We start from the raw sequence: 23,214 nt of genomic DNA, 5'->3' as shown, positions 1-23,214 counted from the left end.
GAGACGCCATGTTCCGGAACATCCTGATCGTCTGCCACGCGAACGTCTGCCGCAGCCCGGCGGCGGAAATGCTGTTCAAGTCGCACGCCGCGTCGCGCGGCGGCCCGCGCCCGACGTTTCATTCGGCCGGCGTGCACGCGAACGACGGCGACGGCATCGATCCGGTGATGCGGCGACTGCTGGCCGAGCGGGGTGTCGATGCGACGACCCATCGCTCGCGGCGGCTGTCGCGCCGGATCGTGCGCGACGCCGACCTGATTCTCGTCAGCGAGCGCGAACAGATCAAGGCCGTCGAAGCGGTCGATCCGTTCGCGCGCGGCAAGGTTCACCTGCTCGGCAAGTGGGAAGGGGCCGAGATCGCGGACCCGCACGGCGGCCCCGAGGCCGACTACCGCGAGAGCTACTCACTGATCGAACGTCTGGTTCAAGGATGGCTACAGAAACTATGCTGAAACGCCCGATGCGCCCGGTGGCGCTTGCCGTCGCGCTGACGACTTTCCTGTCAGCCTGTGCAACCGCGCCCGGCAACTACCTCGACTCGTCGAACCTGAAGGACGAAGGCCGGCAGGAAGCGGCCGAAACCTATCCGGTTCATTACATCGACGCCAAAGTGGTGATGGACCAGCTGCAGAAAGCGCAGGTCGATCATCCGCTGCCGCCCGGGCGCTATACCGATCCGTCGCAGTACACGTATCGCGTCGGCCCGCAGGACATCCTCGGCGTCACCGTGTGGGATCACCCGGAGCTGACGACGCCGCAGGGCCAGTCGTTCTCGAGCGGCGGCAACACGACGCAATCGGTCGCGGGCGCGCTGCAGCAGCCGTATACGACCGCGCTGCCGGGCCAGGCCGATCCGTACGGCCAGACGGTCGCCGCCGACGGCACGATCTTCTTCCCGTTCGTCGGCCGCATCCGCGTGGCGGGCAAGACGGTCGCGCAGATCCGCGACGAGATGGCGTCCAGCCTGTCGCGCTACGTGAAGAATCCGCAGCTCGACGTGCGCGTGCTGTCGTTCCGCAGCCAGAAGGTGCAGGTGACGGGCGAGGTGAAGCAGCCGGGCCCGCTCGCGGTGAGCGACGTGCCGCTCACGCTCGTCGACGCGATCTCGCGTTCCGGCGGCTCGACCGCCGAGGCCGACCTGCAGCGTGTGCGCCTGACGCGCGACGGCAAGCTCTACACGCTCGACGCGAACGGCGTGCTCGATCGCGGCGAAGTGAAGCAGAACGTGATGCTGCAGCCGGGCGACATCGTCAACGTGCCGGACCGCAGCGACAGCCGCGTGTTCATCATGGGCGAGGTCAAGACGCCGGTCACGGTACCGATGCTCAAGGGCAAGCTGACCATCGCCGATGCGCTGACCGCGGGCGGCGGGATTCTCGACACCGATGCGAACCCGCGCAAGATCTACGTGATGCGCGGGATGCGCGACAACCCGACGAAGCCCGAGGTGTACCGCCTCGACATGACGCAGCCCGATGCGCTGATGCTGTCGAGCCGCTTCCCGCTTCAACCGCTCGACGTCGTCTACGTCAGCACGGCCGGCTCGGTGCAGTTCAACCGTGTGCTGCAGCAGGTGCTGCCGACGATCCAGACGATCTTCTACATGCGGCAAATCACGCGCTGATAGCCCGCCGGGGCGGCGTCCGCCCCCCGGCACCACTCAAGCGGGAACGAATGGTGAACACGCAAGCGAAACACTCCTACGCGGACCTGACCGCGAAGACCGAGGAAGAGGACTTCGTTCTCGGCCAGTTGCTCCAGGTGATCATGGACGACATCTGGCTGCTGATCGGCATTGCGGTGACGGTCGTCGCGCTCGCCGGCCTCTACTGCTTCATCGCGAAGCCGGTCTACCAGGCGGATGTGCACGTGCGGGTCGAGGGCAACGACAACACGTCGCAGGCGCTCACGCAGACGCAGACGGGCGCGTCGATCAACAGCGGCCCGCAGCAGGCGCCGACCGACGCGGAAATCGAGATCATCAAGAGCCGCGGTGTCGTCACGCCGGTCGTCGAGCAGTTCAAGCTGAACTTCTCGGTCGCGCCGAAGACGCTGCCGGTGCTCGGCAGCCTCGCCGCGCGCCTCGCGACGCCCGGCGAGCCGTCGCGGCCGTGGCTCGGCCTGAAGTCGTATGCGTGGGGCGGCGAAGTCGCCGACGTCGACTCGATCAGCGTCGTGCCGGCGCTCGAAGGCAAGAAGCTGACGCTGACGGCCGGCCCGAACGGCACCTATTCGCTGGTCGACGAGAACGGCACGCGGCTGCTGGCCGGCCGCGTCGGCGAAGCGGCGCAGGGCGGCGGCTTGACGCTGCTCGTGCAGAAGCTCGTCGCGCGCCCCGGCACGCAGTTCACCGTGGTGCGCTACAACGATCTCGACGCGATCAGCGGCTTCCAGGCCGGCATCCAGGTGAGCGAGCAGGGCAAGCAGACGGGCGTCGTGCAGATCTCGCTCGAAGGCAAGGACCCGGACCAGACCGCCGCGATCGCGAACGCGCTCGCGCAGTCGTACCTGAACCAGCACGTGGTCGCGAAGCAGGCGGAAGCGACCAAGATGCTCGACTTCCTCAAGGGCGAGGAGCCGCGCCTGAAGGCCGACCTCGAACGCGCGGAAGCCGCGCTCACGCAATACCAGCGCACGTCGGGCTCGATCAACGCGAGCGACGAGGCGAAGGTCTACCTCGAAGGCAGCGTGCAGTACGAACAGCAGATCGCCGCGCAGCGGCTGCAGCTCGCGTCGCTCGCGCAGCGCTTCACCGATTCGCATCCGATGGTGATCGCCGCGAAGCAGCAGCTCGCGGAGCTGCAGGGCGAGAAGGACAAGTTCAGCAACCGCTTCCGCAGCCTGCCGGCGACCGAGGTGAAGGCGGTCCAGCTCCAGCGCGACGCGAAGGTCGCCGAGGACATCTACGTGCTGCTGCTGAACCGCGTGCAGGAACTGTCGGTGCAGAAGGCCGGCACGGGCGGCAACATCCACCTGATCGATTCGGCGCTGCGTCCGGGCGCGCCGGTCAAGCCGAAGAAGGTGCTGATCCTGTCGGCCGCCGTGTTCCTCGGGCTGATCCTCGGCACGGGCGTCGTGTTCCTGCGCCGCAACCTGTTCCAGGGCATCGAGGACCCGGACCGCATCGAGCGCACGTTCAACCTGCCGCTGTACGGGCTGGTGCCGCAAAGCGCCGAGCAGGTGAAGCTCGACGCGGCGGCGGAGAAGGGCGGCAGCCGTGCGCGGCCGATCCTCGCGAGCCTGCGTCCGAAGGACCTCAGCGTCGAGAGCATGCGCAGCCTGCGCACCGCGATGCAGTTCGCGATGATGGACGCGAAGAACCGCGTGATCGTGCTGACCGGCCCGACGCCGGGCATCGGCAAGAGCTTCCTGACGGTCAACCTCGCGGTGCTGCTCGCGCATTCGGGCAAGCGCGTGCTGCTGATCGACGCCGACATGCGCCGCGGGATGCTCGACCGTTACTTCGGCCTGACCGTGCAGCCGGGCCTGTCCGAGCTGCTGAGCGATCAGTCGCCGCTCGAGGAAGCGATCCGCGAGACGCCAGTGCAGGGCCTGTCGTTCATCGCGGCCGGCACGCGCCCGCCGAACCCGTCGGAGCTGCTGATGTCGACGCGCCTGCCGCAATACCTCGAAGGGCTCGGCAAGCGCTACGACGTCGTGCTGATCGATTCGCCGCCGGTGCTGGCGGTGACCGACGCGACCATCATCGGCCGCATGGCCGGCTCGACGTTCCTCGTGCTGCGCTCGGGCATGCATACCGAAGGCGAGATCGCCGACGCGATCAAGCGCCTGCGCACCGCGGGCGTCGACCTGGAGGGCGGGATCTTCAATGGCGTGCCGCCGAAGGCACGCGGCTACGGCCGCGGCTATGCGGCCGTGCATGAATACCTGAGCGCTTGACCGCATTTCACGACACCGGGCCGGCGCGAGCGCCTGCCCGGCCGACTGGAGAATCCTTGATGAAAATTTCCGTGCTCGTTCCGACCTACCGGCGTCCCGCCGACCTCGCGCGCTGCCTGCTGGCGCTGCAGCGGCAGCAGCGGCTGCCCGACGAGGTGATCGTCGTCGCGCGCCCGGAGGACGACGCCACGCACGAACGGCTCGCCGATCCGGCGGTCGGCGGCGCGCTGCCGCTGCGCATCGTGCCGGTCGACGTGGGGGGGCAGGTCGCCGCGCTGAACAAGGGGCTCGACTCGGCGAACGGCGACGTCGTCGCGATCACCGACGACGATGCGGCGCCGCGCCCCGACTGGCTCGCGCGCATCGAAGCCGTATTCCAGGCCGATCCGCGCGTGGGCGCGGTCGGCGGACGCGACTGGGTGCACGAGAAGGGCCGCCTGCTCGACGAATCGCGCGAGCTCGTCGGCCAGCTCACGCTGTCCGGCAAGATCATCGGCAATCATCACCTCGGCGTGGGCGGCGCGCGCGAAGTCGACATGCTCAAGGGCGCGAACATGAGCTACCGCCGCGCGGCGATCGAACGGCTGCGCTTCGACACGCGGCTGCGCGGCGCCGGCGCGCAGATGCACAACGACATGGGCTTCAGCATGCACGTGCAGCGCGAAGGCTGGAAGCTCGTCTACGACCCGGCGATCGCGGTCGATCATTTTCCGGCCGAGCGCTTCGACGACGACCGGCGCGATGCCGCGTCGCTGAACGCGATCAGCAACGGCGCGCACAACCTGCACCTGATCCTGCGCGAGCATCTGTCGCCGCTGCGGCGCGAGATCGCGTGGTGGTGGTGGGCGCTGGTCGGCACGCGCGTCTATCCGGGCTTCGCGCACCTGCTGCTGGCGCTGCCGACCGCGCGGCGCGCCCGCGTGCTCGCGCACTGGCGCGCGGTGCGCCGCGGCGCCCGCGATGCGCGTCGCACCAACCTTGCCCCCCACCGTGCGGCGATGCCGCCGGTGACGTCTTGAACGGCCTGCGCGCACCGCGCGCGGCCACATCCGGAGGGCTCGCATGACCACGAAGGCTGCAACCCAAGTCCACGTCCATCTGTTCTATGGCGCCGATCCGCGTACCTACCGGAAAGGCGACGACATCGGCTGCCTGTACGGCTATCACCACGCCGAATCCGACGAATTCCGGCTGACCTATTCGCAGGACGTCGGCGAAAACCGCATCGTGAGCGTCGCGCGCCGCGCGCTGAAGGCGGCGCTCGGCTTCGACGTCGTGCACGCGTGGCGCAATCGCGCGGCGCTGCTCGCGACCGACGTGATCTGGACGCACACCGAGCAGGAGCATCTGGCCGCCGCGCTGATTCTCAAGCTCGCCGGCGCGCAGGGCAAGCGCCCGCTGCTGCTCGCGCAGAGCGTGTGGCTGTTCGACAAGTGGGGCAGTTTCGGCGGCCCGCGCCGCTGGCTGTACCGCAAGCTGCTCGCGCGCGCCGACGCGCTGACCACGCTCGCCCGCGACAACGCCGACCTGTGCCGACGCTATCTCGGGCGCGAAGCCGAATTCGTCTATTACGGGCTGAACACGCAGGATTTCCCGCCGGTCGAGCCGCGGCAATGGCAGCCGAACCGGCCGCTGCGGATCGCGGCGATCGGTAACGACCGCGACCGCGACTGGCGCACGTTCCTCGCCGCGTTCGGCGGCGACGCACGCTACGAGGTGCGGCTCGCGACGCGCCGCCGCGTGCCGCGCGAGTGGCATGCGCCGAACGTGAAGATCGGCCCGGCGTCGGGGCTCGCGAAGCAGCACGAGCTGTACGCGTGGGCCGACGTGATCGTCGTGCCGCTGCGGCCGAATTTCCATGCATCGGGCATCACCGTGATGCTCGAGGCGGCGGCCGTCGGCAAGCCGATGATCGTGTCCGACGTGGGCGGCCTGAGCGACTATTTCCCGCACGATACGGCCGCCTATGTGCCGGCGTTCGACGCGCAGGCGATGCGCCAGGCCGCCGACCGCTTCGTCGCCGATCCGGCGGCGGCGCTCGACTGCGCGCGGGCCGCCGCTGCGTGCCTGCGCGAACGCGACTTGACCACGCAGGCGTTCGCCGAGCAGCACGTGCGGATCACGCGCGACATGCTGCGCCGGCGCCGCACGCCCGCGCCGGCCGGCGTCGCGATGCCGCTCGCCGATTCGAGCGCGTCGTCGCAGTGAGCGCGGATCGATGAGTACGATTGCCGCCGAACGCGCGCCGTCGCGCGCCCGCAGCTGGTTCGCCGAGCCGAAGCACTGGGCCGGGCAGGCCGGGCTGTGGGCGTTGACCGCCGCGCTGATCGCCATCCACCAGGGCAAGGTGCTGACGCTCGCGTTCCCGGTGCTGGCCATCGGGGTCGGCATCTGGCTGTATTTCAAGAGCCCGGCGCGCTACGTCGGCTTCATGTGGTGGGTGTGGTTCCTGAGCCCGGAAGTGCGGCGCCTGGCCGACTGGTCGAAGGGCGCGTTCACGCCGACGAGTTTGATCCAGGTCGCGCCGCTCGCGGTGACGATGATCGCCGGCCTGGGGCTCGTCAGGCATTACCGCGTGCTCGCGCAGCGGCGCGGGATTCCGGTGCTGCTGATCCTGTTCGGGCTCGTCTATGCGTACCTGGTCGGGATCGTGTCGAGCGGCGTGATGGCCGCGACCTACGACCTCGCGAACTGGCTGTACCCGATCCTGATCGGCTTTCACATCATGGTGAACGCGCGCAACTATCCGGAGTATCGCGACGTGCTGCTGTCCACCTTCATGTGGGGCATGCTCGTGATGGGCCTGTACGGCGTCGTGCAGTATTTCGTGATGCCGCAGTGGGACGTGCTGTGGATGGTCGGCTCGCAGATGGGTTCGCAGGGCGAGCCGGTGCCGTACGGCGTGCGTGTGTTCAGCACGATGAATTCGTCCGGGCCGTTCGCGTTCGCGATGATGGGCGCGCTGGTGTTCGTGCTGGTCGCGCCGCAGAAGATCCGCTGGTTCGCGGGCGCGGCCGGTTTCGTGTCGTTCGCGCTGTGTCTCGTGCGCTCGACCTGGGGTGGCTGGGTGATCGCGCTCGCGATCCAGCTCGTGCAATCGAGCAACCGCGTGCGGATGCGCATCCTGATCAGCGGCGTCGTGCTGGTCGGGCTGTGCGTGCCGCTGCTGACCGTCGGGCCGGTGGCCGACCGGCTCGGCGCGCGCCTGCAGTCGATCACGAACCTGAAGGACGACCGCAGCTACGACGACCGCAACAAGTTCTACGCGACCTTCGCGCAGACGGCGTTTACCGACGTCGCCGGCGAAGGAATGGGCGCGACCGGCGCGTCCACGAAGCTGTCGAGCGACAGCGGCGAACTCGGCAAGTACGGCAGCTTCGACAGCGGCGTGATGAACGTGCCGTTCGTGCTCGGCTGGCCCGGCACGCTGCTGTATCTCGCCGGCGTCGTGATGCTGTTCGGCCGCACGCTGCGCGCGGCGTTCAAGCTGCGCAAGGACAAGTTCGTCGGCGCGTGCCTGAGCCTGTGCCTGTCGACCTTCGCGATGCTCGTGTTCACGAACTCGCTGATCGGCACCGGCGGCCTGCTGATGTTCACAGCCATTTTTTCGATACTTGCCGCGGCGCACTGGCAGAAGGCGCAACGCCTGCTGGCCGCCGCGCGTTCACGGGGAGGCGACCATTGAGAATCGCGATCGTCACGCACGTCGTGCGACATAACGACGGGCAGGGCCGCGTCAATTACGAAATCGCGCGCGCGGCGCTGGCTGAGAACTACGAGGTCACGCTGGTCGCGTCGCACGTCGCGCCCGAGCTGCTGGCCGACCCGCGCGTGCGCTGGGTGCCGGTGAAGGTCGGCGGCTTCTGGCCGTCGAATCTCGTCAAGCAGCAGGTGTTCGCGCTGAAGAGCGCGGCGTGGCTGCGCGCGCACCGTAGCGAATACGACGTACTGCACGTGAACGGCTTCATCTCGTGGATCAAGGCCGACGTCAATACCGCGCACTTCGTGCACGGTGGCTGGTTCAAGAGTCCGTACTATCCGTTCGGGCCCACCAAGGGGTTGTGGTCGGCTTACCAGTACGTCTACACGCGCGTGAATACCGTGCTCGAGCGCTGGGCGTACAAGCGTTCGCGCGCGATCACCGCCGTGTCGCAGAAGGTGGCCGACGAGATCGCCGGGCTCGGCATCGACAGCCGCAAGATCAGCGTGATCTACAACGGCGTCGACGGCAGCGCATTCGCCGGCGCGCAGGCCGATCGCGCGGCGTTCAAGCTGCCGGACGACGCGTTCCTGCTGCTGTTCGTCGGCGACCTGCGCACGCCGCGCAAGAACCTCGGCACCGTGCTGAAGGCGCTGACGAAGCTGCCCGCCAACGTGCATCTGGCGGTGGCCGGCTATCTGCCCGGCAGCCCGTATCCGGAAGAAGCGCGCGCGCTCGGCATCGATTCGCGCGTGCATTTCCTCGGGCTCGTGAAGAACATGCCGACGCTGATGCGCTCGGTCGACGCGTATGTCTTTCCGTCGCGCTACGAAGCGATGAGCCTGTCGCTGCTGGAGGCGATGGCGGCCGGGCTGCCGGTCGTCACCGCGCGCACGGCGGGCGGCGCGGAAATCATCACGCGTGAATGCGGGATCGTGCTGGAGGACCCGGACGATCCGGCCGCGCTCGCGCAGGCGATCGGCGCGCTCGCGGCGTCGCGCGACACGTGCCGCGCGATGGGCGACGCGGCCCGCGAACTGATGACCCGTTTCGGCTGGGCGCACATGGGCGCCCAGTACGTCGCGCTTTACCGGCGCATCGGCCAACCCACGCAGCCGTCCGCCTTCGAGCGAGTCGAGCATGCAATCACGCAGGAGCAACCGTGATGTCCCACTCTTCCCGGCCGATCAAATCGTTGCAGATCGGCATGCACTGGTTTCCCGAACGCGCGGGCGGCCTCGACCGGATGTATTACTCGCTCGTCGGCGCGCTGCCCGGCGCGGGCGTCGAGGTGCGCGGGCTCGTGGCCGGCTCGCCGAAGGTCGCCGACGACACGGGCGGGGCGATCCAGGGCTTCGGTCCCGCGTCGGAGCCGCTCGCGCGCCGGATGCTCGCCGCGCGGCGCGCGTTGCGCGACGAGATCCGCAGCGCGCGGCCGGACGTGATTTCGTCGCACTTCGCGCTATATACGTTCCCGGGCCTCGACGTGACGCGCGGGATTCCGCAGGTGTCGCACTTCCAGGGGCCGTGGGCCGACGAAAGCCAGGTCGAGGGCGCTGCGTCGCTCGGGCAGCGCGCGAAGCGCTATCTCGAGCAGGCGGTGTATACGCGCTCGTCGCGGCTGATCGTGCTGTCGCAGGCGTTCGGCCAGATCCTGACGAACCGGTACGGGATCGATCCGTCGCGCGTGCGCGTGATTCCCGGCTGCGTCGATACCGCGCAGTTCGACACGCCGCTCACGCCCGCCGAGGCGCGGCACAAGCTGCAACTGCCGCAGGACCGGCCGATCGTGCTGGCCGTGCGCCGGCTCGTGCGGCGCATGGGGCTGGAGGACCTGATCGACGCGATCGGCGTCGTCAAGCGCCGTCACCCGGACGTGCTGCTGCTGATCGCCGGCAAGGGCAAGATCGGCGAGGAACTGCAGCAGCGCATCGACGAAGCCGGGCTGCAGGACAACGTGAAGCTGCTCGGTTTCGTGCCCGACCATCATCTCGCGGCGCTGTACCGCGCGGCGACGGTCAGTGTCGTGCCGACGGTCGCGCTCGAGGGCTTTGGGCTGATCACCGTCGAATCGCTGGCGTCCGGCACGCCGGTGCTGGTCACGCCGGTCGGCGGGCTGCCGGAGGCGGTCGCCGGGTTGTCGAACGATCTCGTGCTGCCGTCGACGGGCGCGGATGCAATTGCCGAAGGGCTCGGCGGCGCGCTGTCGGGTGCGATCGCGCTGCCCGACGAGGCCGCATGCAAGCGTTATGCACGCGAGCATTTCGACAATGCGGTGATCGCGCGGCGCGTGGCCGGCGTGTACGAAGAGGCGATTCAGGCGGCAGGCTGAACGTTCGCGGCGCGCACCGTGTGCGTCGAACCGCGGCGGGACCGACATGCGCCGCGACGTTGCCGGCGCGCCTCACGCGCGCCGCAGCGTCGCCACCCACACCCCGAGCGCGGCCACGCTCACCCCCGCGCCGAGCACACAGACGCCGGTCCAGCCGGCGCGCGCATACATCATCGTCGCCGCGATCGCACCGAGCCCGCTGCCGGCCGAATAGAACAGCATGTAGCAGCCGACGAGGCGCGCATGCGCATCGGGCCGCGCACCAAGAATCATGCTCTGGTTGACGACGTGGACGGCCTGCCCGCCGACGTCGAGCAGCACGATGCCGACGATCAGCCACGCAATCGACGTATTGCCGAACGCAAGCGGCAGCCACGCGCACGCGAGCAGCGCGAGTGCCGCGCCGGTCGTCGCCTCGCCGCGCCCGCGATCCGCGAGCCGGCCCGCGCGGGCCGCCGCCGCCGCACCGAGCGCGCCGACGAGGCCGAATGCGCCGATCTGCGTGTGCGACATCGCGTGCGGCGGCGCGCTCAGCGGCAGCACGAGTGCGCTCCAGAAGATGCTGAACGCCGCGAACATCAGCAGTGCGATCGCGCCGCGCACACGCAGCACGCGTTCGTCGCGCAGCAGCGACACCATCGAGCGCAGCAGCGCCGCGTAGCCGATGCGTGCGCGCGGTTCGCGCCTATCGGGCAGCAGCCGCGACAGCACGACGAGTATCGCGATCGCGAGCGCACCCGACACGAGATAGACGGCCCGCCACCCCGCGATGTCGGTGACGACGCCCGCCAGCGAGCGCGCGGCCAATAGTCCGACCACGACGCCGCCCTGCGCGGCGCCCACCACGCGCCCGCGTTCGCCCGCACCGGCCAGAGCGGCCGAGCACGCGATCAGCCCTTGCGTCATCGCGGTGCCGAGCAGCCCGACCGCGACCATTCCGGCCAGCAGCGTGCCACGCGTCGGTGCAGTGGCCACGCCGATGCAGGCCGCGCTCAGCAGCACAAGCTGCACGGCGATCAGGCGCTTGCGGTTCAGCAGGTCGCCGAGCGGCACGACGAACAGCAGCGCGAGCGCGCAGCCGAGCTGCGTCGCGGTGATGACGCCGCCGACGGCGGCCTGCGACACGCCGAAATCCCGTGCGATCGAATCGAGCAGCGGCTGCGCGTAGTAGACGTTCGCGACGCTCGCCGCGCAGCAGACGGCCAGCAGCGCGACGCGTGCCGACGACAGGCGGCCGTCCTCGGCCGGATGGATCGCGTCGGTCGACGCGTTCGATGCAACGGTGCCGGAATGACAGGACGATTCCATGGGTTTCTCACGCAATGTAGTTGCAATTTGAAACTAGATTGGAGTGTAGGGAAAGTAGTTTTAAAATGCAACTTGTTGGGTGGCGGGCCTGAGGCCCGTGCACGGATGGCCGGCATGCCCGCGAAGGCGGCCGGCACGATTGCGGAGAGAAAGATGGCCAGGCAGAAAAGTCTTGCGGATTCGCCGTGCCCGGTGGCGCGCGCGACCGATATCGTCGGCGATCGCTGGGCGTTGCTGATCGTGCGCGATGCGTTCGACGGCGTGCGCCGCTTCGGCGATTTCCGCGCGAGTCTCGGCGTCGCGAGCAACATCCTGTCCGACCGGCTGAAGATGCTGGTGGACGCGGGCGTATTCGACGTCGTGCCGGCGTCGGACGGCACCGCGTATCAGGAGTACGTGCTGACGAAAAAGGGCGAAGGGCTGTTTCCGGTCATCGTGATGCTGCGGCAGTGGGGCGAGGCCAACCTGTTCGCGCGCGGCGAGCGGCATTCGGTGCTGGTCGATCGCGGCACCGGGCGTGCGATCCGCAAGCTCGCGCTGCGGCACGACGACGGCCGGCCCGTGAAGGCGGCCGACACGGTCGTCAGGAAGGTCGACGACGAGGCGAGCGCGACACGGCGATGAGCGTCAGGCGCGATGGCCCGGCCGGCCAGCAGCTCCCGCGTTGTATCTGGAAATACCTGTCTCGATCTCGATGCACCCGACACACTGCACGCGCCGCATCCGCGCTTGCAGTTCATGGTGATTCAGGCGAGCCGCGGTGGGCACGTGAGCCACTTCAGGCGTAACGTCTTTTCGTGGCGTCACCTGATCCAGCCCGACCCCGGCGACGCATGACCGCACGCGCTCAATCGTGCGCCGACAAGGCCTGACGCGACCGCGGCGCACCGCGATCCGCATCGGTCCGCACGCGGGTCGCGAGCAGCGCGGCCGCGACCAGCAGCGCGACCGACACGACGGTTTCGATCCGCAACCCGCTGACGACCTGCGCTGCACCGCCGCCGCCGGCGAGCGCACCGAACGCCGCGACGCCGATCGCGCCGCCGGCCTGCCGCGCGGTATTGAGCACGGCCGACGCGATGCCGGCCCGCTCGGGTGCGACCGAGGCGAGTACGGCCGTCGTCATCGCGGGCACCGCGAAGCCCATGCCCGACGGAATCAGCAGGAACGGCACCAGCAGCACGCCGAGCGGCGTCGCGGCATCGACGAAATGCAGCGACCCGTAACCGAGCGCGGCGACGAGCGCGCCGGCCACCATCGGCACGCGCGGGCCGTGGCGGGCGACGACGCGTCCGCTCGCGAGATTCGACAGCAGGAAGCCGCCGGTGAGCGGCAGGAACGCGAGCCCGGCCTGCAACGCCGACTCGCCGCGTGCGCGTTGCAGGTACAGCGCGAGCACGAACACGGTGCCGTAGTACGTGAGGTTCACGCAGATCCCGAACAGCACGGCCGCGCTGAACGCAGGGTGGCGGAACAGCGACAGCGGCAGCATCGGCGTGGCCGTACGCGATTCGACCGCGACGAACGCGAGCGCGGCCAGCGCCGCCAGTACGAAACCGCCGGCCACGACCGGATGCGTGAAGCCGAGCGGCCGCCATTCGATCACGGCGCCGGTCAGCGCGGTCAGCATCGCGATCGCGATGAACTGGCCGCGCGGATCGAGCGAACGGGTCGAGCGCGCCGGGGCAGCCTGCGCGCGGCGCGCCGGCACCCACGCGAACGTGGCGGCGAGCCCCGCCGCACACAGCGGCAGGTTCACGAGGAAGATGCCGCGCCAGCCCCACGCGGCGATCAGCAGGCCGCCGACGACCGGTCCGGCCGCGATCGCGATCGACCCGGCCGCCGTCCACCCGCTGACCGCACGGGCGCGCAGGCGCGGGTCATGCCGGCACGCGTCGTTGAGCAGCGCGAGCGAATTGGGCAGCATGGCCGCGGCGCCGACGCCTTGCAGCGCGCGGGCCGCGATCAGCATCGCGGGCGCGACGGCGGCGCCGCACGCGAGTGACGCGAACGCGAACAGCAGGAGGCCCGCGACATACAGGCGGCGTGTGCCGAAGCGGTCGCCGAGCGCGCCGGCCGACAGCATCAGCACCGCGAACGCGAGCGTGTACGCATCGACGACCCATTGCAGGCCGGCGACCGGCAGGTGCAGATCGGCGGCGAGATGCGCGAGCGCGATATTGACGATGGTCACGTCGAGCTGCGTGACGACGAACCCGATGCTGACGGTGGCGACGATGCGCGCCAGCGCGGGCGGGAAAGCGGGGGACGGTGCGGTCGTATCCATGCGTCCATCGTAGGCGGCGACGGACAGGCGATGTTTCAGCGGGACGTGAAGCGTCGATACGCGGCCCGTGCGCGGCGATTAACATGGCAATGCGGCGAGCGCATGCCACCGCGCACATCGACTTTCGACAGGCCTGTCCGGATGACTCCCTCGAACCTGACGACGCGCGACGCGCAGATCGCCGATCACGCCGACATCGCACGGCTGATGCACCAGCTTGGCTACGATGCGCCCCCCGCGATGATCCGCGACAAGCTGGCAACACTGCTGCCGAGCGCGGTCGACCGCATCCTGGTCGCGACGATCGCGCACAGCGTGGTCGGCTGCATCAGCCTGCATGCGCTTGCGCTATTTCACGCGCATGGCAATCTCGGGCGCATCACGAGTCTGGTCGTCGACGAAAGCTGTCGCGGGCAGGGTGTCGGCGGCGCGCTGATCGCAGCGGCGCACAGCTGGTTCGAGTCGGTGGGGTGCGTGAAACTGGAGGTGACGAGCGGCGACCATCGGCTCGATGCGCACCGCTTTTACGCGCGGTATGGCTTCACGCGGGACGGACAGCGGCTGTCGAAGCGCGTCCGGCCGTGATGCCGGGGCGAGCGGCCGCCGCATCCGCCGTCGCGGGAAAACCGGCGCCGCTTTGCCGTTCAGTGCCGTTCGCCGCGCCAGCGTCCCGGCGCCACGCCGAAGCGCTTCGTGAACGCATGCGTGAACGTGCTCTGATCCGCGAAGCCGACGCTGCCCGCGATGTCGACCAGCGCATGCCGGCCGTCGGCGAGCAGCACGACTGCTGCGTCAAGCCGCAGCCGCTGCAGGTAGCGATGCGGGGTTTCGCCGAAGGCGTCGACGAACAGTTGATGAAACCGGCGCATCCCGTAGCCGCAGTGCGCGGCGAGATCGGCGATACGCAGCGGGTCGGCGAGCCGCGCGCGCAGCCAGCGGTCGATGCGCGCGAAATCGAGGCCCGACGCGGGCGCGGCGATGCCCGCGTCGTCGAGCAGCGCGTCGCACAGGCGTGCCGCGGCCTGCCACTGGAAACGGTGCGCGGCGGCCTGCCGTGCGTCGCCGTCCGGTGCATCGTGTTGCGCGGCGGCCGCCGCGACCTGCGCGACGAGCGACGTGAGCGCCGGGTCGATCGACACGGCGCGCGCATGGTCGAACAGTCGCTGAGGCACCGCGAGCGACGCGGCGGGCAGGTCGATCACGAGCTGGCGATTGTCGCCGAGGCCCGCGTAGTCATGGCGCGCGCCGGCCGGAATCAGCCAGGCCGCGTGCCGGTCGATGCGCCGGCCGATTCCGTCCACCGCCATCACCATCGCGCCATCGACGCCGAGCACGACCTGGTGGAAGTCGTGCACGTCCGACGCTTCGCACGTGTCGTAGCGGCGCAGCGCGATGGCGGGGGAGGCGATGCGTTCCATCGGAAGGAAACGGCCGGATGCGGGGTCAGACGTCGAGCAGTTCGACTTCGAACACGAGCGTCGCATTCGGCGGAATCACGCCGCCTGCGCCGCGCGGGCCGTAGCCGAGTTGCGGCGGGATCGTCAGGCGACGCACGCCGCCGACCTTCATGCCCTGCACGCCTTCGTCCCAGCCCTTGATGACCATGCCGCCGCCGAGCACGAACGCGAACGGGTCGTTGCGATCCTTGCTCGAATCGAATTTCTGACCGTCGGTCAGCCAGCCCGTGTAGTGGACGCTGACGGTCTTGCCGGCTTGCGCTTCCGCGCCGGTGCCTTCGGTCAGGTCTTCGTACTTGAGGCCCGATTCGGTCGTGATGACGGACATGATTTCTCCTGAAAGAGGTTGCGTGAAACCGCTATTGTAGGCGAGCGCGCAGCGGGCCGGCGCGCGTGGAGTTCGTGCCGCCGTACGCGTGTCGGCAAGCGTGGCGGAGCGCCGCGCGCGGGATCGCCCGACACGCAATTGGAACGCGCGTTTGAATTTTTCGCGAGCCGCTGAGCCAAGGTTGCACCACGGCAGTGCGCTGCGCGTATGAATCGATGTGGCCGGCGCATGTACAGCCTGCTGCACGATCATTTGCCCGATCCCGCGAAAGGCCCGCCACACGGGGCTTGCGGGCCGATCGCCGGGCGCCGCACTGCATCCGGCACCTCGCCCTGACGCACACTTCCGCGTTCGAATCCTGACCCGTCGGCGCGTCGTTCGAGCGCCGTTTTTTCCGCGTTGCCGACCGTGCCCTGTTTGGAAGCGCGCATCTACCGCGCGGCTTGCGTGTGCCGGCGCGCGCGGCCTATCTTTACATCTGTCGATGTCATGATTTTGGCGGCGCGTGCTGCGCCGCCCGGGCTGGCGCCGGCCGCGTCGGACGATGCGCCGGGCCGCGCCGCAACAGGAGAACGATGCAATGAAGTCAGCCGCTTCCGCCACCGCGGCCGGGATCATGCCGGTGCGCCGCGACCTGCGCTTCGACCTGCCGGTCGAACGCGCGAAGGACTGGCATGGCCTCGGGTCGCACGTGACCCATTTCTTCAACGCGCTGTCGCTGCTGTTTCCGGCCGGCGAGCGCTTCTTCATGGATTCGGTGCGCAACTATCGCGACCGGATCGACGATCCCGTGCTGAAGCAGCAGGTGCTCGGCTTCATCGGCCAGGAGGCGATGCACACGCGCGAGCACATCGAATACAACGAGCTGATGCAGGCGAACCGGTTGCCCGCGCGCAAGCTGGACCAGCGCGTGTGGACGGTGCTCGGCTACATGAAGCGCAAGCTGCCGCATTCGGTACAGCTCGCGCACACGGTGGCCGCCGAGCACTACACGGCGATGCTCGCCGACTGGCTGCTGCGCGACCCGACGCGCCTCGACGGTTCGGTCGAAGGCTACCGGCAGATGTGGATCTGGCATGCGCTGGAGGAAACCGAGCACAAGGCCGTGTCGTTCGACGTGTGGAATGCCGCGATGAAGCCGGGGCTGCGCCGTTACCTGATCCGCATCGGCGTGTATCTGCTGACGACGCTGACGTTCTGGCCGACCGTGTTCCTGATGCATGCGACGCTGCTGTGGCGCGATCGCGGCGCCGGCCATCACGTGCGCGGCATGCTGCGGATGATCGCGTTCCTGTACGGGCCGCGCCGCGGGCTGTTTCCGCGCATCGCCGGCGAATGGCTGAGCTTTTTCCGGCCGGGCTTCCACCCGTGGGATCACGACAATCACCATCATCTCGCACGGGTCGACGCACTGGCCGCCACCTACGGCGAACACGGCGGCACGCCGGCCGGCCGCGGTCGCGCCAACGCTCCGGCGCCGCTCGCATCGGGCCGCTGACCCGGCCGTCCCTCGCCCCACCCACGCGGCGGGGCGCCGCGCATGTTGCGTGCGTGCATCAGCCCGCTTCTTCCGACGATTGACGAAAATCAACCGGAACCGGTTGCACGGGCGCCCGCGTGCCCGGCCGACCGGTTGCGCGCGCATGCGCCGCCGCGCCGGTCATGCGTGCGCCGCGTCGTTCGCCATCGCCGCTGCGCCAGTACCGGCGCGGCTTTGCGCGCTCGGCGCCGGTCCTTGCCGGTCGCGCACGGCGCCCGCCACCGGGATAACACCCATCTAGCCGCGGGCCTGCCGCATCGATATACCGTTCATGGCAACGTCGACCTCCGGCGCGATTCATGCGAAGGGGGATTTTATTCGGACGGAAATACGGCCAATATGTCGGTTCGATCGTGTCCGTCGTACGCGGCGGCGAGCCGGCGCGCGATACCAACGCCAAGCGGGGAACAACGATGGTTGCAAGGTCACCCGACGCAAACGGGCCGGCGGCGCCCGAGATGACGGACGTGTCCGTCACCGCTCCCGAGGCCGGCCGCAAGCTGTTCGTGATCATGCGCACGCCGGACGAGCCGTTGCTGGCGCAACTGCGCGGGCTCGGCTGGGAGATCACGGTCGCGAAGACGGCCGGCGCCGCGCAGAACATGACCTGCGGCGTGAGCGTGGCCGCCGGGCTGGTCGATTTCACCGGGTTCACGTCGCGCGACTATCCCGCGCTGAAGATGTGCCTGAGCCAGCCGGCGATCGGCTGGATTTCCATCGCGCAGGCCGGCATCACGATCGGCCCCGCCGTGCGCGAGCTGATCCGCAGCTATTGCTTCGATTACGTGACGCTGCCGCTGCCGTACGAATGGATTTCGCACGTGCTGGGCCATGCGCGCGGGATGGCCGCGCTCGATCGCGTCGACGGCGCCGCCTATGCGGCGTCGATCGGCGAACACGGGATGATCGGCAATTGCGAGGCGATGCAGCAGTTGTTCAGCACGATCCGCAAGGTCGCGAAGACCGACGCGAGCGTGTTCATCTCGGGCGAGTCGGGCACCGGCAAGGAACTGACGGCGCTCGCGATTCACGAGCGCTCCGGCCGCGGCAAGGGGCCGTTCGTCGCGATCAATTGCGGTGCGATTCCGCATCACCTGCTGCAGTCGGAACTGTTCGGCTATGAACGCGGCGCGTTCACCGGCGCGAACCAGCGGCGCGCGGGCCGGATCGAATCGGCGAACGGCGGCACGCTGTTTCTCGACGAGATCGGCGACATGCCGGTCGAAAGCCAGGCGAGCCTGCTGCGTTTCCTGCAGGAGGGCAAGATCGAACGGCTCGGCGGCCAGGAATCGATCGCGGTCGACGTGCGGATCATCTCGGCCACGCACGTCGATCTCGACGGCGCGGTCGAGGCCGGGCGCTTCCGTGCGGATCTCTATCACCGGCTGTGCGTGCTGCGCATCCACGAGCCGCCGCTGCGCGCGCGCGGCAAGGACATCGACATCCTCGCGCACTACGTGCTGCAGAAATTCAAGGCCGACAGCGGCCGCAAGATCAGCGGCTTCACGTCGGCCGCGCTCGACGCGATGCGGCGCTACGAGTGGCCCGGCAACGTGCGCGAACTGATCAACCGCGTGCGGCGCGCGATCGTGATGGCCGAGAGCCGGCTGCTGACGCCGCACGACCTCGGGCTCGATACGCCGGGCGAGACCGAACCGGTGACGCTCGAGCAGGCGCGGGCGCTGGCCGAGCGCACCGCGATCGAGAACGCGCTGCTGCGCAACGACCACCGGATCAACAAGGCCGCCGCCGAACTCGGCATTTCACGCGTGACGCTCTACCGGATGATGATCGAGCACGGGCTGAACGATCACGACAACAACGGGGGTAACGGCGGGAATGGCGACAGCGGCGGGCACGACGGCGCGCCGTCGGGCGACGCGGGGCATCAGCGGGTCGGCTGAGCGGCGGGTGCGAGGCGTGTGATGCGTGCGGACCGGTTCAGCGATAGGTCCACAGCCGGTGCAGCACGAACGTGACGGGCGGCACGCACAGCACGACCGCGACGATGCTCCACGCGCGGGCGAGCCCGAGCGCGTCGGTGCCGTGCGCCAGCAGCATCGTCACGGCCAGGCCGGCCATCGCGACCGCGAGAAAGCGCACGAAGTTGCTCCACGTCACCGGCGACGAAAAACTCCATAGCGTGTTGGCGAGATACGAGAACGCGGTCGAGCAGACGAACGCGGTCGCGTTCGCGATGACGGGCGTCGCGTCGAACAGCGCGAACATCGCGGCGGCGATCAGCGCATGCAATGCGGTCGAGCCGACGCCGGACACGCCGAAGCGGATCAGCCTGGCGCGCTCGGCGGCATGGAAGGTACGGATCATCGTGGGCGGTGGTTTGCGTGAAGTCGCGTGAGATCGCGTGAAGCGGTGTCGCAGTATAGCCATGCGACCGGCGGCCGCGTCCACCTCCCGGCAGCGACGTGCGGTGCGCGTTGCCGCCGGCGCCGGCATGTAAAGCGCATGAAACATTTCGCGTGGATCGTCGGGCGGATTGCCGCGGCGAAACGGGTCGATCGGCCATCCCGCCGCCGGTAAAAATTCCGTGCTCCATTGTTCAGCCTTATTCCGCAAGGCCCCGCCGTCACGGGGCCGGCGCCCGCCGTTGCGCCGACGTTTCAGTTTCGTAACTTCCTGCATGCCATGCCCGTTCGGGCCGCCAGCCGGCCCGGCCGCCGCCTTGTCCGGCCGGGCTCGCGCCGCGCTGGCCCGGTCCTTGCGAAGAAAGACGTGCGAGAGTCGACGACGCGAGGTCCTCCGGTCAGGCAGCGAAAGCTTTCCGTACCGGCCAGGACGCGGTCCGCGGGGATGCGGCGGTCGGGCGCGGTGCAGTAGCCGCGTCGCGGCGAGCACGGAACGTCGTCGGCTGATCGCCGGAGCATCGGCATCGTCCGGTTGCCGGAACCAACATCAGACAGCAAACGGGGTAGAAAAATGATCGATCATCACACGCCGCGGTCCGCAGGCCGCGATCGCAGTGATTCGGGACATCGCCGTTCGAGCATCGCGCTTGCAGCGGACCGGCATGCCTCGACAGGCCATCTCTCCGCGCCCGGTGCGAGGCGGATCCGGCTGGTTGCCGGTCATCCGCGCCGGGTCGGCACTTTCCTGCACGCGAACCCGATCCGCATGGGCATGTGCGCACGGGCGCCCGTGCCGCGCCGCCCGGTTTTCGCCTATTGAATCGATCCGCACGACGTCCGTTCGCGTCGCCCGTCGTTGCCGCGAAGGATCGATATGCAATCCGAACGATGACGCGAAGCGTCGTGCCGCGCGCTGCGGACGACGCAAGAAGACAGGCATTCGATGCAACGGCGAACCGCGCGATGCCGTTGCCATCCGGTTGAAGGGGAGGGGCGGTCGGACGCGCGCGACGGAAGCAGTCATCCGTACGCGCGCGACGCCGTTTTTCAACCGCCGTAGATGTCGAAGTCGAAGTACTTCGATGCGAGCCGCTTGTAGGTGCCGTCCTTGACCATGTCGAGGATCGCGCGGTCGATCTTCGCCTTCAGGTCGGTGTCCTCCTGGCGCAAGCCGATGCCGGCGCCGATACCGAGCATCTTCTCGTCGACGAGCTCGGGCCCGACGAACGTGTAGTTCGCGCCGCGCGGCGATTTCAGGAACCCGATCGCGGCCTGCACTTCATCCTGGAGGGCCGCGTCGAGGCGGCCGGCGATCAGGTCGGCATACACGCCGTCCTGGTTCTGGTACGACACGACGTTCGCGCCTTGCTTGCCCCAGTACGCCTTCGCATACGTTTCCTGCGTCGTGCCCTGCTCGACGCCGATCGATTTACCCTTCAGCGATTCGGCCGTCGGCAGCAGCGACGAGCCCTTCTTCACGACGAGCCGCGTCGGCTGGTTGTAGATCTTCGTCGTGAAGCCGATCTGCTGCGCGCGCTGCGGCGTGATCGACATCGACGACAGCACCGCGTCGAACTTCTTCGCCTTCAGCGCCGGAATCATTCCGTCGAAATCGTTCTCGAGCCACACGCATTTCGCCTTCAGGCGCGCGCAGATCTCGTTGCCGAGGTCGATGTCGAAGCCGACGAGCTTGCCGTCCGGCGCCTTCGATTCGAACGGCGCGTAGCTGGCGTCGGTGCCGAAGCGGATCGTGGTCCAGTCCTTCGCGACGGCGGGGCCTGCGGATACCGCGAGCAGGGCGATCGAAACAGCGGCAATCAGTCTCTTCATGGTGCGTTCCTTGGCATGGTGCATCCGGTTTCCGTGCGACATGGTCTCCACGGACACGACCCGCGCCGTGACGCGGTGTCCGCCCGGCCATTAACGCAGAAAATAAAATAAGAGTCCAGAATGGACAAAAAATATCGATTTGTCGGATGGGCTTGACGATCGTTGGGTGCGACCCTTGCAAAAATACGAGAATGGACTAATCTTGTTAGTAGATTCGTTTCGAGACTAACCGTCATGTCACAGCCCGCCTACGATTCGCATTCCGCCTTGCCGCACGCTTCGGTCGCGCAGATGTCGGCGGCCGGCCTGCGTGCGTTTTTCAACATCGCGCGCGACTGGGAACTGACGATCGACGAGCAGATCGTGCTGCTCGGATCGCCCGGCCGCTCGACGTTCTTCAAGTGGAAGGCCGCGCCGGAATCGGCGCGCCTGCCGCGCGATACGCTCGAGCGGCTGTCGCTCTTGCTCGGTATCTACAAGGGGTTGCAGATCCTGCTGCCGCAGCCCGCCGCGGCCGATGCGTGGGTCAAGCGGCCCAACGACGCGGCGCCGTTCGGCGGCAAGCGCGCGCTCGACCGGATGCTGGCCGGCAACGTCGGCGACCTGGTGGCCGTGCGGCAATATCTCGATGCAATGCGGGGTGGCTGGGCGTGACGACACCGATCGAAGTCACCCGGTGGCCCACGACCACCGTCGACTGGGCGCCCGCCTATCGCGTGATTCCCACCCGTTTTCCGGCCATCAACCTGTTCGACCGCGTCGCGTCGGCGGACGATTTCGACGCGCTCTACGCGCTCGAATCGCTGACCAACGACCGCATCCGCAACGAAGTCGGCACGCTCGACCTCGTACCGCCCGCCGAGCGCCGCTACGGGCAGGGCTGGGGGCCGATCATGGCCGCGTTCACGCACCTGAATCCGCTGGGCAGCCGCTTTTCGGACGGCAGCTACGGCGTGTTCTACTGCACGCGCTCGCGCGACACGGCGATCGCCGAAACGCGCTATCACAGCGGGCTGTTCCTTGCCGCGACGAAGGAGCCGCCGATGCGCCAGCAGATGCGGCTCTATACCGTGCTCGCGCACGGCGACGTTGCCGACGTGCGCACGTGGCCGCAGCGCGATCCTGCGTTGCTGGACCCGGTCGACTACAGCGCGGGGCAGGCATTCGGCCGCGCGGTGCGCCAGGCAGGCGGCGCGGGGATCGTCTATCCGTCGGTGCGCGACCCGCGCGGCGAATGTCTCGCCGCATTCCGCACGACGCTGCTGCGCGACTGCCAGCATGCGGCCTATCTCGAATACAACTGGAACGGCTCGGCCGTCGATGCGGTGTTCGAACTGAATCAGGTCGGCTAGCGTTCGCCTGGCCGGGCGCGGCGGGCATTGCATGGCGCGGAGCGGACACCGGCCACCGGCCGGCCCGTCACGGCAGCGGCCAGTCGCCCGCGTGGCGTTCGCGCGCCTCGGCCTGCGTCATCGACCACGTGCGGCCGGTGTGCGGCTCGGCGAGCGTGAGCCGCCCGGCCGGCGCGAACGCACCCGTGTCGATGAACCATTGCGCGCCGATCCGTTGCGGTTCACGCACCGGCGTGTGCCCCGTGCAGGTCAGCGACAGTCCGGCCTGTCGCGCCGGATCGGCGAGCCCCTGGACCAGATCGCGGCCCCAGATCAGCCGCTCGCGCACGTCGTGCGGATAGCTGCCGGTATCGAGATCCGCATCCGAGCCGAAGAATTCCGCATGCAGCACGTTGAAGCGCGCCGGGCCGTCGCCGATCACGCGCACGAGCGGCAGCGCGTCGACGCGTGCCGCATGTGCGTGCAGCCGTTCCGGCGGCAGGTCGGCGCCCCAGTCGCCGCCGATCCCGCGCCACGCGTCGGGCGGCAGCTTGCCGCGCGCGACGAGGCTCAGCACTTCCTCGTGATTGCCGCGCACGACGTGGCACCACGGCCGGTCGAGCAGGTCCAGCGCGGCTTCGGAGGCCGGGCCGCGGTCGACGAGATCGCCGACCGAGAACAGCCGGTCGCGGGCCGGATCGAAGCGGACGTCGTGCAGCAGCGCGCGCAGCACGTCCACGCAGCCGTGCAGGTCGCCGACGACGAAGTCGCGGCCGGCCGGGTTCGCGGGATGGCGGCAGAGCAGGGCGGTGGCGGTCATCCCCTTATCTTAGGC

The 23,214-nt window shown here is 68.9% G+C and carries 22 protein-coding genes; 15 read left to right on the top strand and 7 right to left on the bottom strand.

Translation table 11 applies throughout. From position 1 onward, the window contains the following. Positions 1 to 8 precede the first annotated feature (8 nt). The 8 genes from BLS50_RS21600 to BLS50_RS21565 are packed head-to-tail and all read left to right on the top strand — an operon-like array spanning position 9 to position 9,932. A complete protein-coding gene (locus BLS50_RS21600) occupies positions 9 to 452 on the top strand; it encodes a low molecular weight protein-tyrosine-phosphatase (RefSeq protein WP_011548197.1) in 444 nt (147 codons plus the stop codon). Continuing rightward, the gene (locus tag BLS50_RS21595) at positions 446 to 1,624 is read left to right on the top strand and encodes a polysaccharide biosynthesis/export family protein (protein ID WP_012338500.1); all 1,179 of its coding nucleotides are present in this window, start codon (positions 446 to 448) and stop codon (positions 1,622 to 1,624) included. Before BLS50_RS21600 ends, BLS50_RS21595 begins: the two co-directional genes overlap by 7 nt. Before the next feature lie 50 nt (positions 1,625 to 1,674). Next, complete coding sequence (locus tag BLS50_RS21590) at positions 1,675 to 3,900, top strand: polysaccharide biosynthesis tyrosine autokinase (protein ID WP_074803971.1); 2,226 nt, start codon at positions 1,675 to 1,677, stop codon at positions 3,898 to 3,900. 59 nt (positions 3,901 to 3,959) lie between these two features. Beyond that, entirely contained in the window at positions 3,960 to 4,919 is a 960-nt protein-coding gene (locus BLS50_RS21585; RefSeq protein ID WP_027812299.1) for a glycosyltransferase family 2 protein, read from the top strand. A 43-nt stretch (positions 4,920 to 4,962) separates the two neighbouring features. After that, positions 4,963 to 6,108 carry a glycosyltransferase family 4 protein gene (locus BLS50_RS21580; protein ID WP_027812300.1) on the top strand — a complete coding sequence of 382 codons (1,146 nt, stop codon included), beginning with the start codon at positions 4,963 to 4,965 and terminating at the stop codon, positions 6,106 to 6,108. A gap of 10 nt (positions 6,109 to 6,118) precedes the next feature. After that, on the top strand, positions 6,119 to 7,585 hold the full coding sequence (locus tag BLS50_RS21575) for an O-antigen ligase family protein (protein ID WP_011548192.1): 1,467 nt from the start codon (positions 6,119 to 6,121) through the stop codon (positions 7,583 to 7,585). After that, positions 7,582 to 8,766, top strand: coding sequence for a glycosyltransferase family 4 protein (locus tag BLS50_RS21570; protein WP_074803970.1), 1,185 nt, complete (start codon positions 7,582 to 7,584; stop codon positions 8,764 to 8,766). The genes BLS50_RS21575 and BLS50_RS21570 overlap by 4 nt, the downstream gene beginning before the upstream one ends. Further along, positions 8,766 to 9,932, top strand: coding sequence for a glycosyltransferase family 4 protein (locus tag BLS50_RS21565; RefSeq protein ID WP_027812301.1), 1,167 nt, complete (start codon positions 8,766 to 8,768; stop codon positions 9,930 to 9,932). Before BLS50_RS21570 ends, BLS50_RS21565 begins: the two co-directional genes overlap by 1 nt. A gap of 72 nt (positions 9,933 to 10,004) precedes the next feature. On the opposite strand, the gene BLS50_RS21560 is transcribed toward BLS50_RS21565, so the two are convergent. After that, positions 10,005 to 11,240 (bottom strand): MFS transporter, encoded by a 1,236-nt coding sequence (locus BLS50_RS21560; RefSeq protein ID WP_074803968.1) that lies wholly within the window; start codon positions 11,238 to 11,240, stop codon positions 10,005 to 10,007. 153 nt (positions 11,241 to 11,393) lie between these two features. Here BLS50_RS21560 and BLS50_RS21555 point away from each other — a divergent pair, with 153 nt between their 5' ends. Then, positions 11,394 to 11,864, top strand: a complete 471-nt coding sequence (locus BLS50_RS21555; protein ID WP_011548188.1) for a winged helix-turn-helix transcriptional regulator — start codon at positions 11,394 to 11,396, stop codon at positions 11,862 to 11,864. 223 nt (positions 11,865 to 12,087) lie between these two features. Here the strand turns inward: BLS50_RS21555 and BLS50_RS21545 are convergent, their stop codons facing one another. Then, complete coding sequence (locus BLS50_RS21545) at positions 12,088 to 13,527, bottom strand: MFS transporter (RefSeq protein ID WP_074803963.1); 1,440 nt, start codon at positions 13,525 to 13,527, stop codon at positions 12,088 to 12,090. 30 nt (positions 13,528 to 13,557) lie between these two features. Here BLS50_RS21545 and BLS50_RS21540 point away from each other — a divergent pair, with 30 nt between their 5' ends. Then, entirely contained in the window at positions 13,558 to 14,112 is a 555-nt protein-coding gene (locus BLS50_RS21540) for a GNAT family N-acetyltransferase (RefSeq protein WP_256334105.1), read from the top strand. A gap of 59 nt (positions 14,113 to 14,171) precedes the next feature. Here BLS50_RS21540 and BLS50_RS21535 read toward each other — a convergent pair whose 3' ends face one another. Both BLS50_RS21535 and BLS50_RS21530 read right to left on the bottom strand, forming a co-directional pair. Beyond that, the gene (locus BLS50_RS21535; RefSeq protein WP_011548185.1) at positions 14,172 to 14,945 is read right to left on the bottom strand and encodes a helix-turn-helix transcriptional regulator; all 774 of its coding nucleotides are present in this window, start codon (positions 14,943 to 14,945) and stop codon (positions 14,172 to 14,174) included. A 25-nt stretch (positions 14,946 to 14,970) separates the two neighbouring features. Then, positions 14,971 to 15,312 (bottom strand): FKBP-type peptidyl-prolyl cis-trans isomerase, encoded by a 342-nt coding sequence (locus BLS50_RS21530; protein ID WP_006479474.1) that lies wholly within the window; start codon positions 15,310 to 15,312, stop codon positions 14,971 to 14,973. A 580-nt stretch (positions 15,313 to 15,892) separates the two neighbouring features. Between BLS50_RS21530 and BLS50_RS21525 the strand changes: the two genes are divergently transcribed. Continuing rightward, entirely contained in the window at positions 15,893 to 16,810 is a 918-nt protein-coding gene (locus tag BLS50_RS21525) for a metal-dependent hydrolase (protein WP_011548184.1), read from the top strand. A 455-nt stretch (positions 16,811 to 17,265) separates the two neighbouring features. Next, positions 17,266 to 18,756: a sigma-54 dependent transcriptional regulator gene (locus BLS50_RS21520; protein WP_027812306.1), complete on the top strand. Its 1,491-nt coding sequence runs from the start codon at positions 17,266 to 17,268 to the stop codon at positions 18,754 to 18,756. A gap of 37 nt (positions 18,757 to 18,793) precedes the next feature. Here BLS50_RS21520 and BLS50_RS21515 read toward each other — a convergent pair whose 3' ends face one another. After that, entirely contained in the window at positions 18,794 to 19,180 is a 387-nt protein-coding gene (locus BLS50_RS21515; protein ID WP_074803959.1) for a GtrA family protein, read from the bottom strand. A gap of 609 nt (positions 19,181 to 19,789) precedes the next feature. Between BLS50_RS21515 and BLS50_RS21510 the strand changes: the two genes are divergently transcribed. Beyond that, positions 19,790 to 20,038 carry a hypothetical protein gene (locus BLS50_RS21510; protein WP_074803957.1) on the top strand — a complete coding sequence of 83 codons (249 nt, stop codon included), beginning with the start codon at positions 19,790 to 19,792 and terminating at the stop codon, positions 20,036 to 20,038. Between the two features lie 227 nt (positions 20,039 to 20,265). Here BLS50_RS21510 and BLS50_RS21505 read toward each other — a convergent pair whose 3' ends face one another. Continuing rightward, positions 20,266 to 21,048, bottom strand: coding sequence for an ABC transporter substrate-binding protein (locus tag BLS50_RS21505; RefSeq protein WP_074806581.1), 783 nt, complete (start codon positions 21,046 to 21,048; stop codon positions 20,266 to 20,268). Positions 21,049 to 21,282: 234 nt separating this feature from the next. Between BLS50_RS21505 and BLS50_RS21500 the strand changes: the two genes are divergently transcribed. Further along, positions 21,283 to 21,702, top strand: a complete 420-nt coding sequence (locus BLS50_RS21500) for an MbcA/ParS/Xre antitoxin family protein (RefSeq protein ID WP_006490694.1) — start codon at positions 21,283 to 21,285, stop codon at positions 21,700 to 21,702. After that, positions 21,699 to 22,400: an RES family NAD+ phosphorylase gene (locus BLS50_RS21495; protein WP_074803955.1), complete on the top strand. Its 702-nt coding sequence runs from the start codon at positions 21,699 to 21,701 to the stop codon at positions 22,398 to 22,400. Before BLS50_RS21500 ends, BLS50_RS21495 begins: the two co-directional genes overlap by 4 nt. Positions 22,401 to 22,467: 67 nt before the next feature. Here BLS50_RS21495 and BLS50_RS21490 read toward each other — a convergent pair whose 3' ends face one another. Then, the gene (locus tag BLS50_RS21490) at positions 22,468 to 23,199 is read right to left on the bottom strand and encodes a metallophosphoesterase (RefSeq protein ID WP_074803953.1); all 732 of its coding nucleotides are present in this window, start codon (positions 23,197 to 23,199) and stop codon (positions 22,468 to 22,470) included. Between the last annotated feature and the right edge of the window lie 15 nt (positions 23,200 to 23,214).

The sequence above is a fragment of the Burkholderia orbicola genome (assembly GCF_900100915.1).
Taxonomy (GTDB): Bacteria; Pseudomonadota; Gammaproteobacteria; order Burkholderiales; family Burkholderiaceae; genus Burkholderia; species Burkholderia orbicola.
This window is presented reverse-complemented; position numbering and strand designations above follow the sequence as displayed.

Coding starts and splice junctions, on each gene's coding strand:
- BLS50_RS21600 (WP_011548197.1), top strand. CDS start 9: ATGTTCCGGAACATCCTGATCGTCTGCCACGCGAACGTCTGCCGCAGC.
- BLS50_RS21595 (WP_012338500.1), top strand. CDS start 446: ATGCTGAAACGCCCGATGCGCCCGGTGGCGCTTGCCGTCGCGCTGACG.
- BLS50_RS21590 (WP_074803971.1), top strand. CDS start 1,675: ATGGTGAACACGCAAGCGAAACACTCCTACGCGGACCTGACCGCGAAG.
- BLS50_RS21585 (WP_027812299.1), top strand. CDS start 3,960: ATGAAAATTTCCGTGCTCGTTCCGACCTACCGGCGTCCCGCCGACCTC.
- BLS50_RS21580 (WP_027812300.1), top strand. CDS start 4,963: ATGACCACGAAGGCTGCAACCCAAGTCCACGTCCATCTGTTCTATGGC.
- BLS50_RS21575 (WP_011548192.1), top strand. CDS start 6,119: ATGAGTACGATTGCCGCCGAACGCGCGCCGTCGCGCGCCCGCAGCTGG.
- BLS50_RS21565 (WP_027812301.1), top strand. CDS start 8,766: ATGTCCCACTCTTCCCGGCCGATCAAATCGTTGCAGATCGGCATGCAC.
- BLS50_RS21560 (WP_074803968.1), bottom strand. CDS start 11,240: ATGGAATCGTCCTGTCATTCCGGCACCGTTGCATCGAACGCGTCGACC.
- BLS50_RS21555 (WP_011548188.1), top strand. CDS start 11,394: ATGGCCAGGCAGAAAAGTCTTGCGGATTCGCCGTGCCCGGTGGCGCGC.
- BLS50_RS21545 (WP_074803963.1), bottom strand. CDS start 13,527: ATGGATACGACCGCACCGTCCCCCGCTTTCCCGCCCGCGCTGGCGCGC.
- BLS50_RS21540 (WP_256334105.1), top strand. CDS start 13,558: ATGTTTCAGCGGGACGTGAAGCGTCGATACGCGGCCCGTGCGCGGCGA.
- BLS50_RS21535 (WP_011548185.1), bottom strand. CDS start 14,945: ATGGAACGCATCGCCTCCCCCGCCATCGCGCTGCGCCGCTACGACACG.
- BLS50_RS21530 (WP_006479474.1), bottom strand. CDS start 15,312: ATGTCCGTCATCACGACCGAATCGGGCCTCAAGTACGAAGACCTGACC.
- BLS50_RS21525 (WP_011548184.1), top strand. CDS start 15,893: ATGAAGTCAGCCGCTTCCGCCACCGCGGCCGGGATCATGCCGGTGCGC.
- BLS50_RS21520 (WP_027812306.1), top strand. CDS start 17,266: ATGGTTGCAAGGTCACCCGACGCAAACGGGCCGGCGGCGCCCGAGATG.
- BLS50_RS21515 (WP_074803959.1), bottom strand. CDS start 19,180: ATGATCCGTACCTTCCATGCCGCCGAGCGCGCCAGGCTGATCCGCTTC.
- BLS50_RS21510 (WP_074803957.1), top strand. CDS start 19,790: ATGATCGATCATCACACGCCGCGGTCCGCAGGCCGCGATCGCAGTGAT.
- BLS50_RS21505 (WP_074806581.1), bottom strand. CDS start 21,048: ATGAAGAGACTGATTGCCGCTGTTTCGATCGCCCTGCTCGCGGTATCC.
- BLS50_RS21500 (WP_006490694.1), top strand. CDS start 21,283: ATGTCACAGCCCGCCTACGATTCGCATTCCGCCTTGCCGCACGCTTCG.
- BLS50_RS21490 (WP_074803953.1), bottom strand. CDS start 23,199: ATGACCGCCACCGCCCTGCTCTGCCGCCATCCCGCGAACCCGGCCGGC.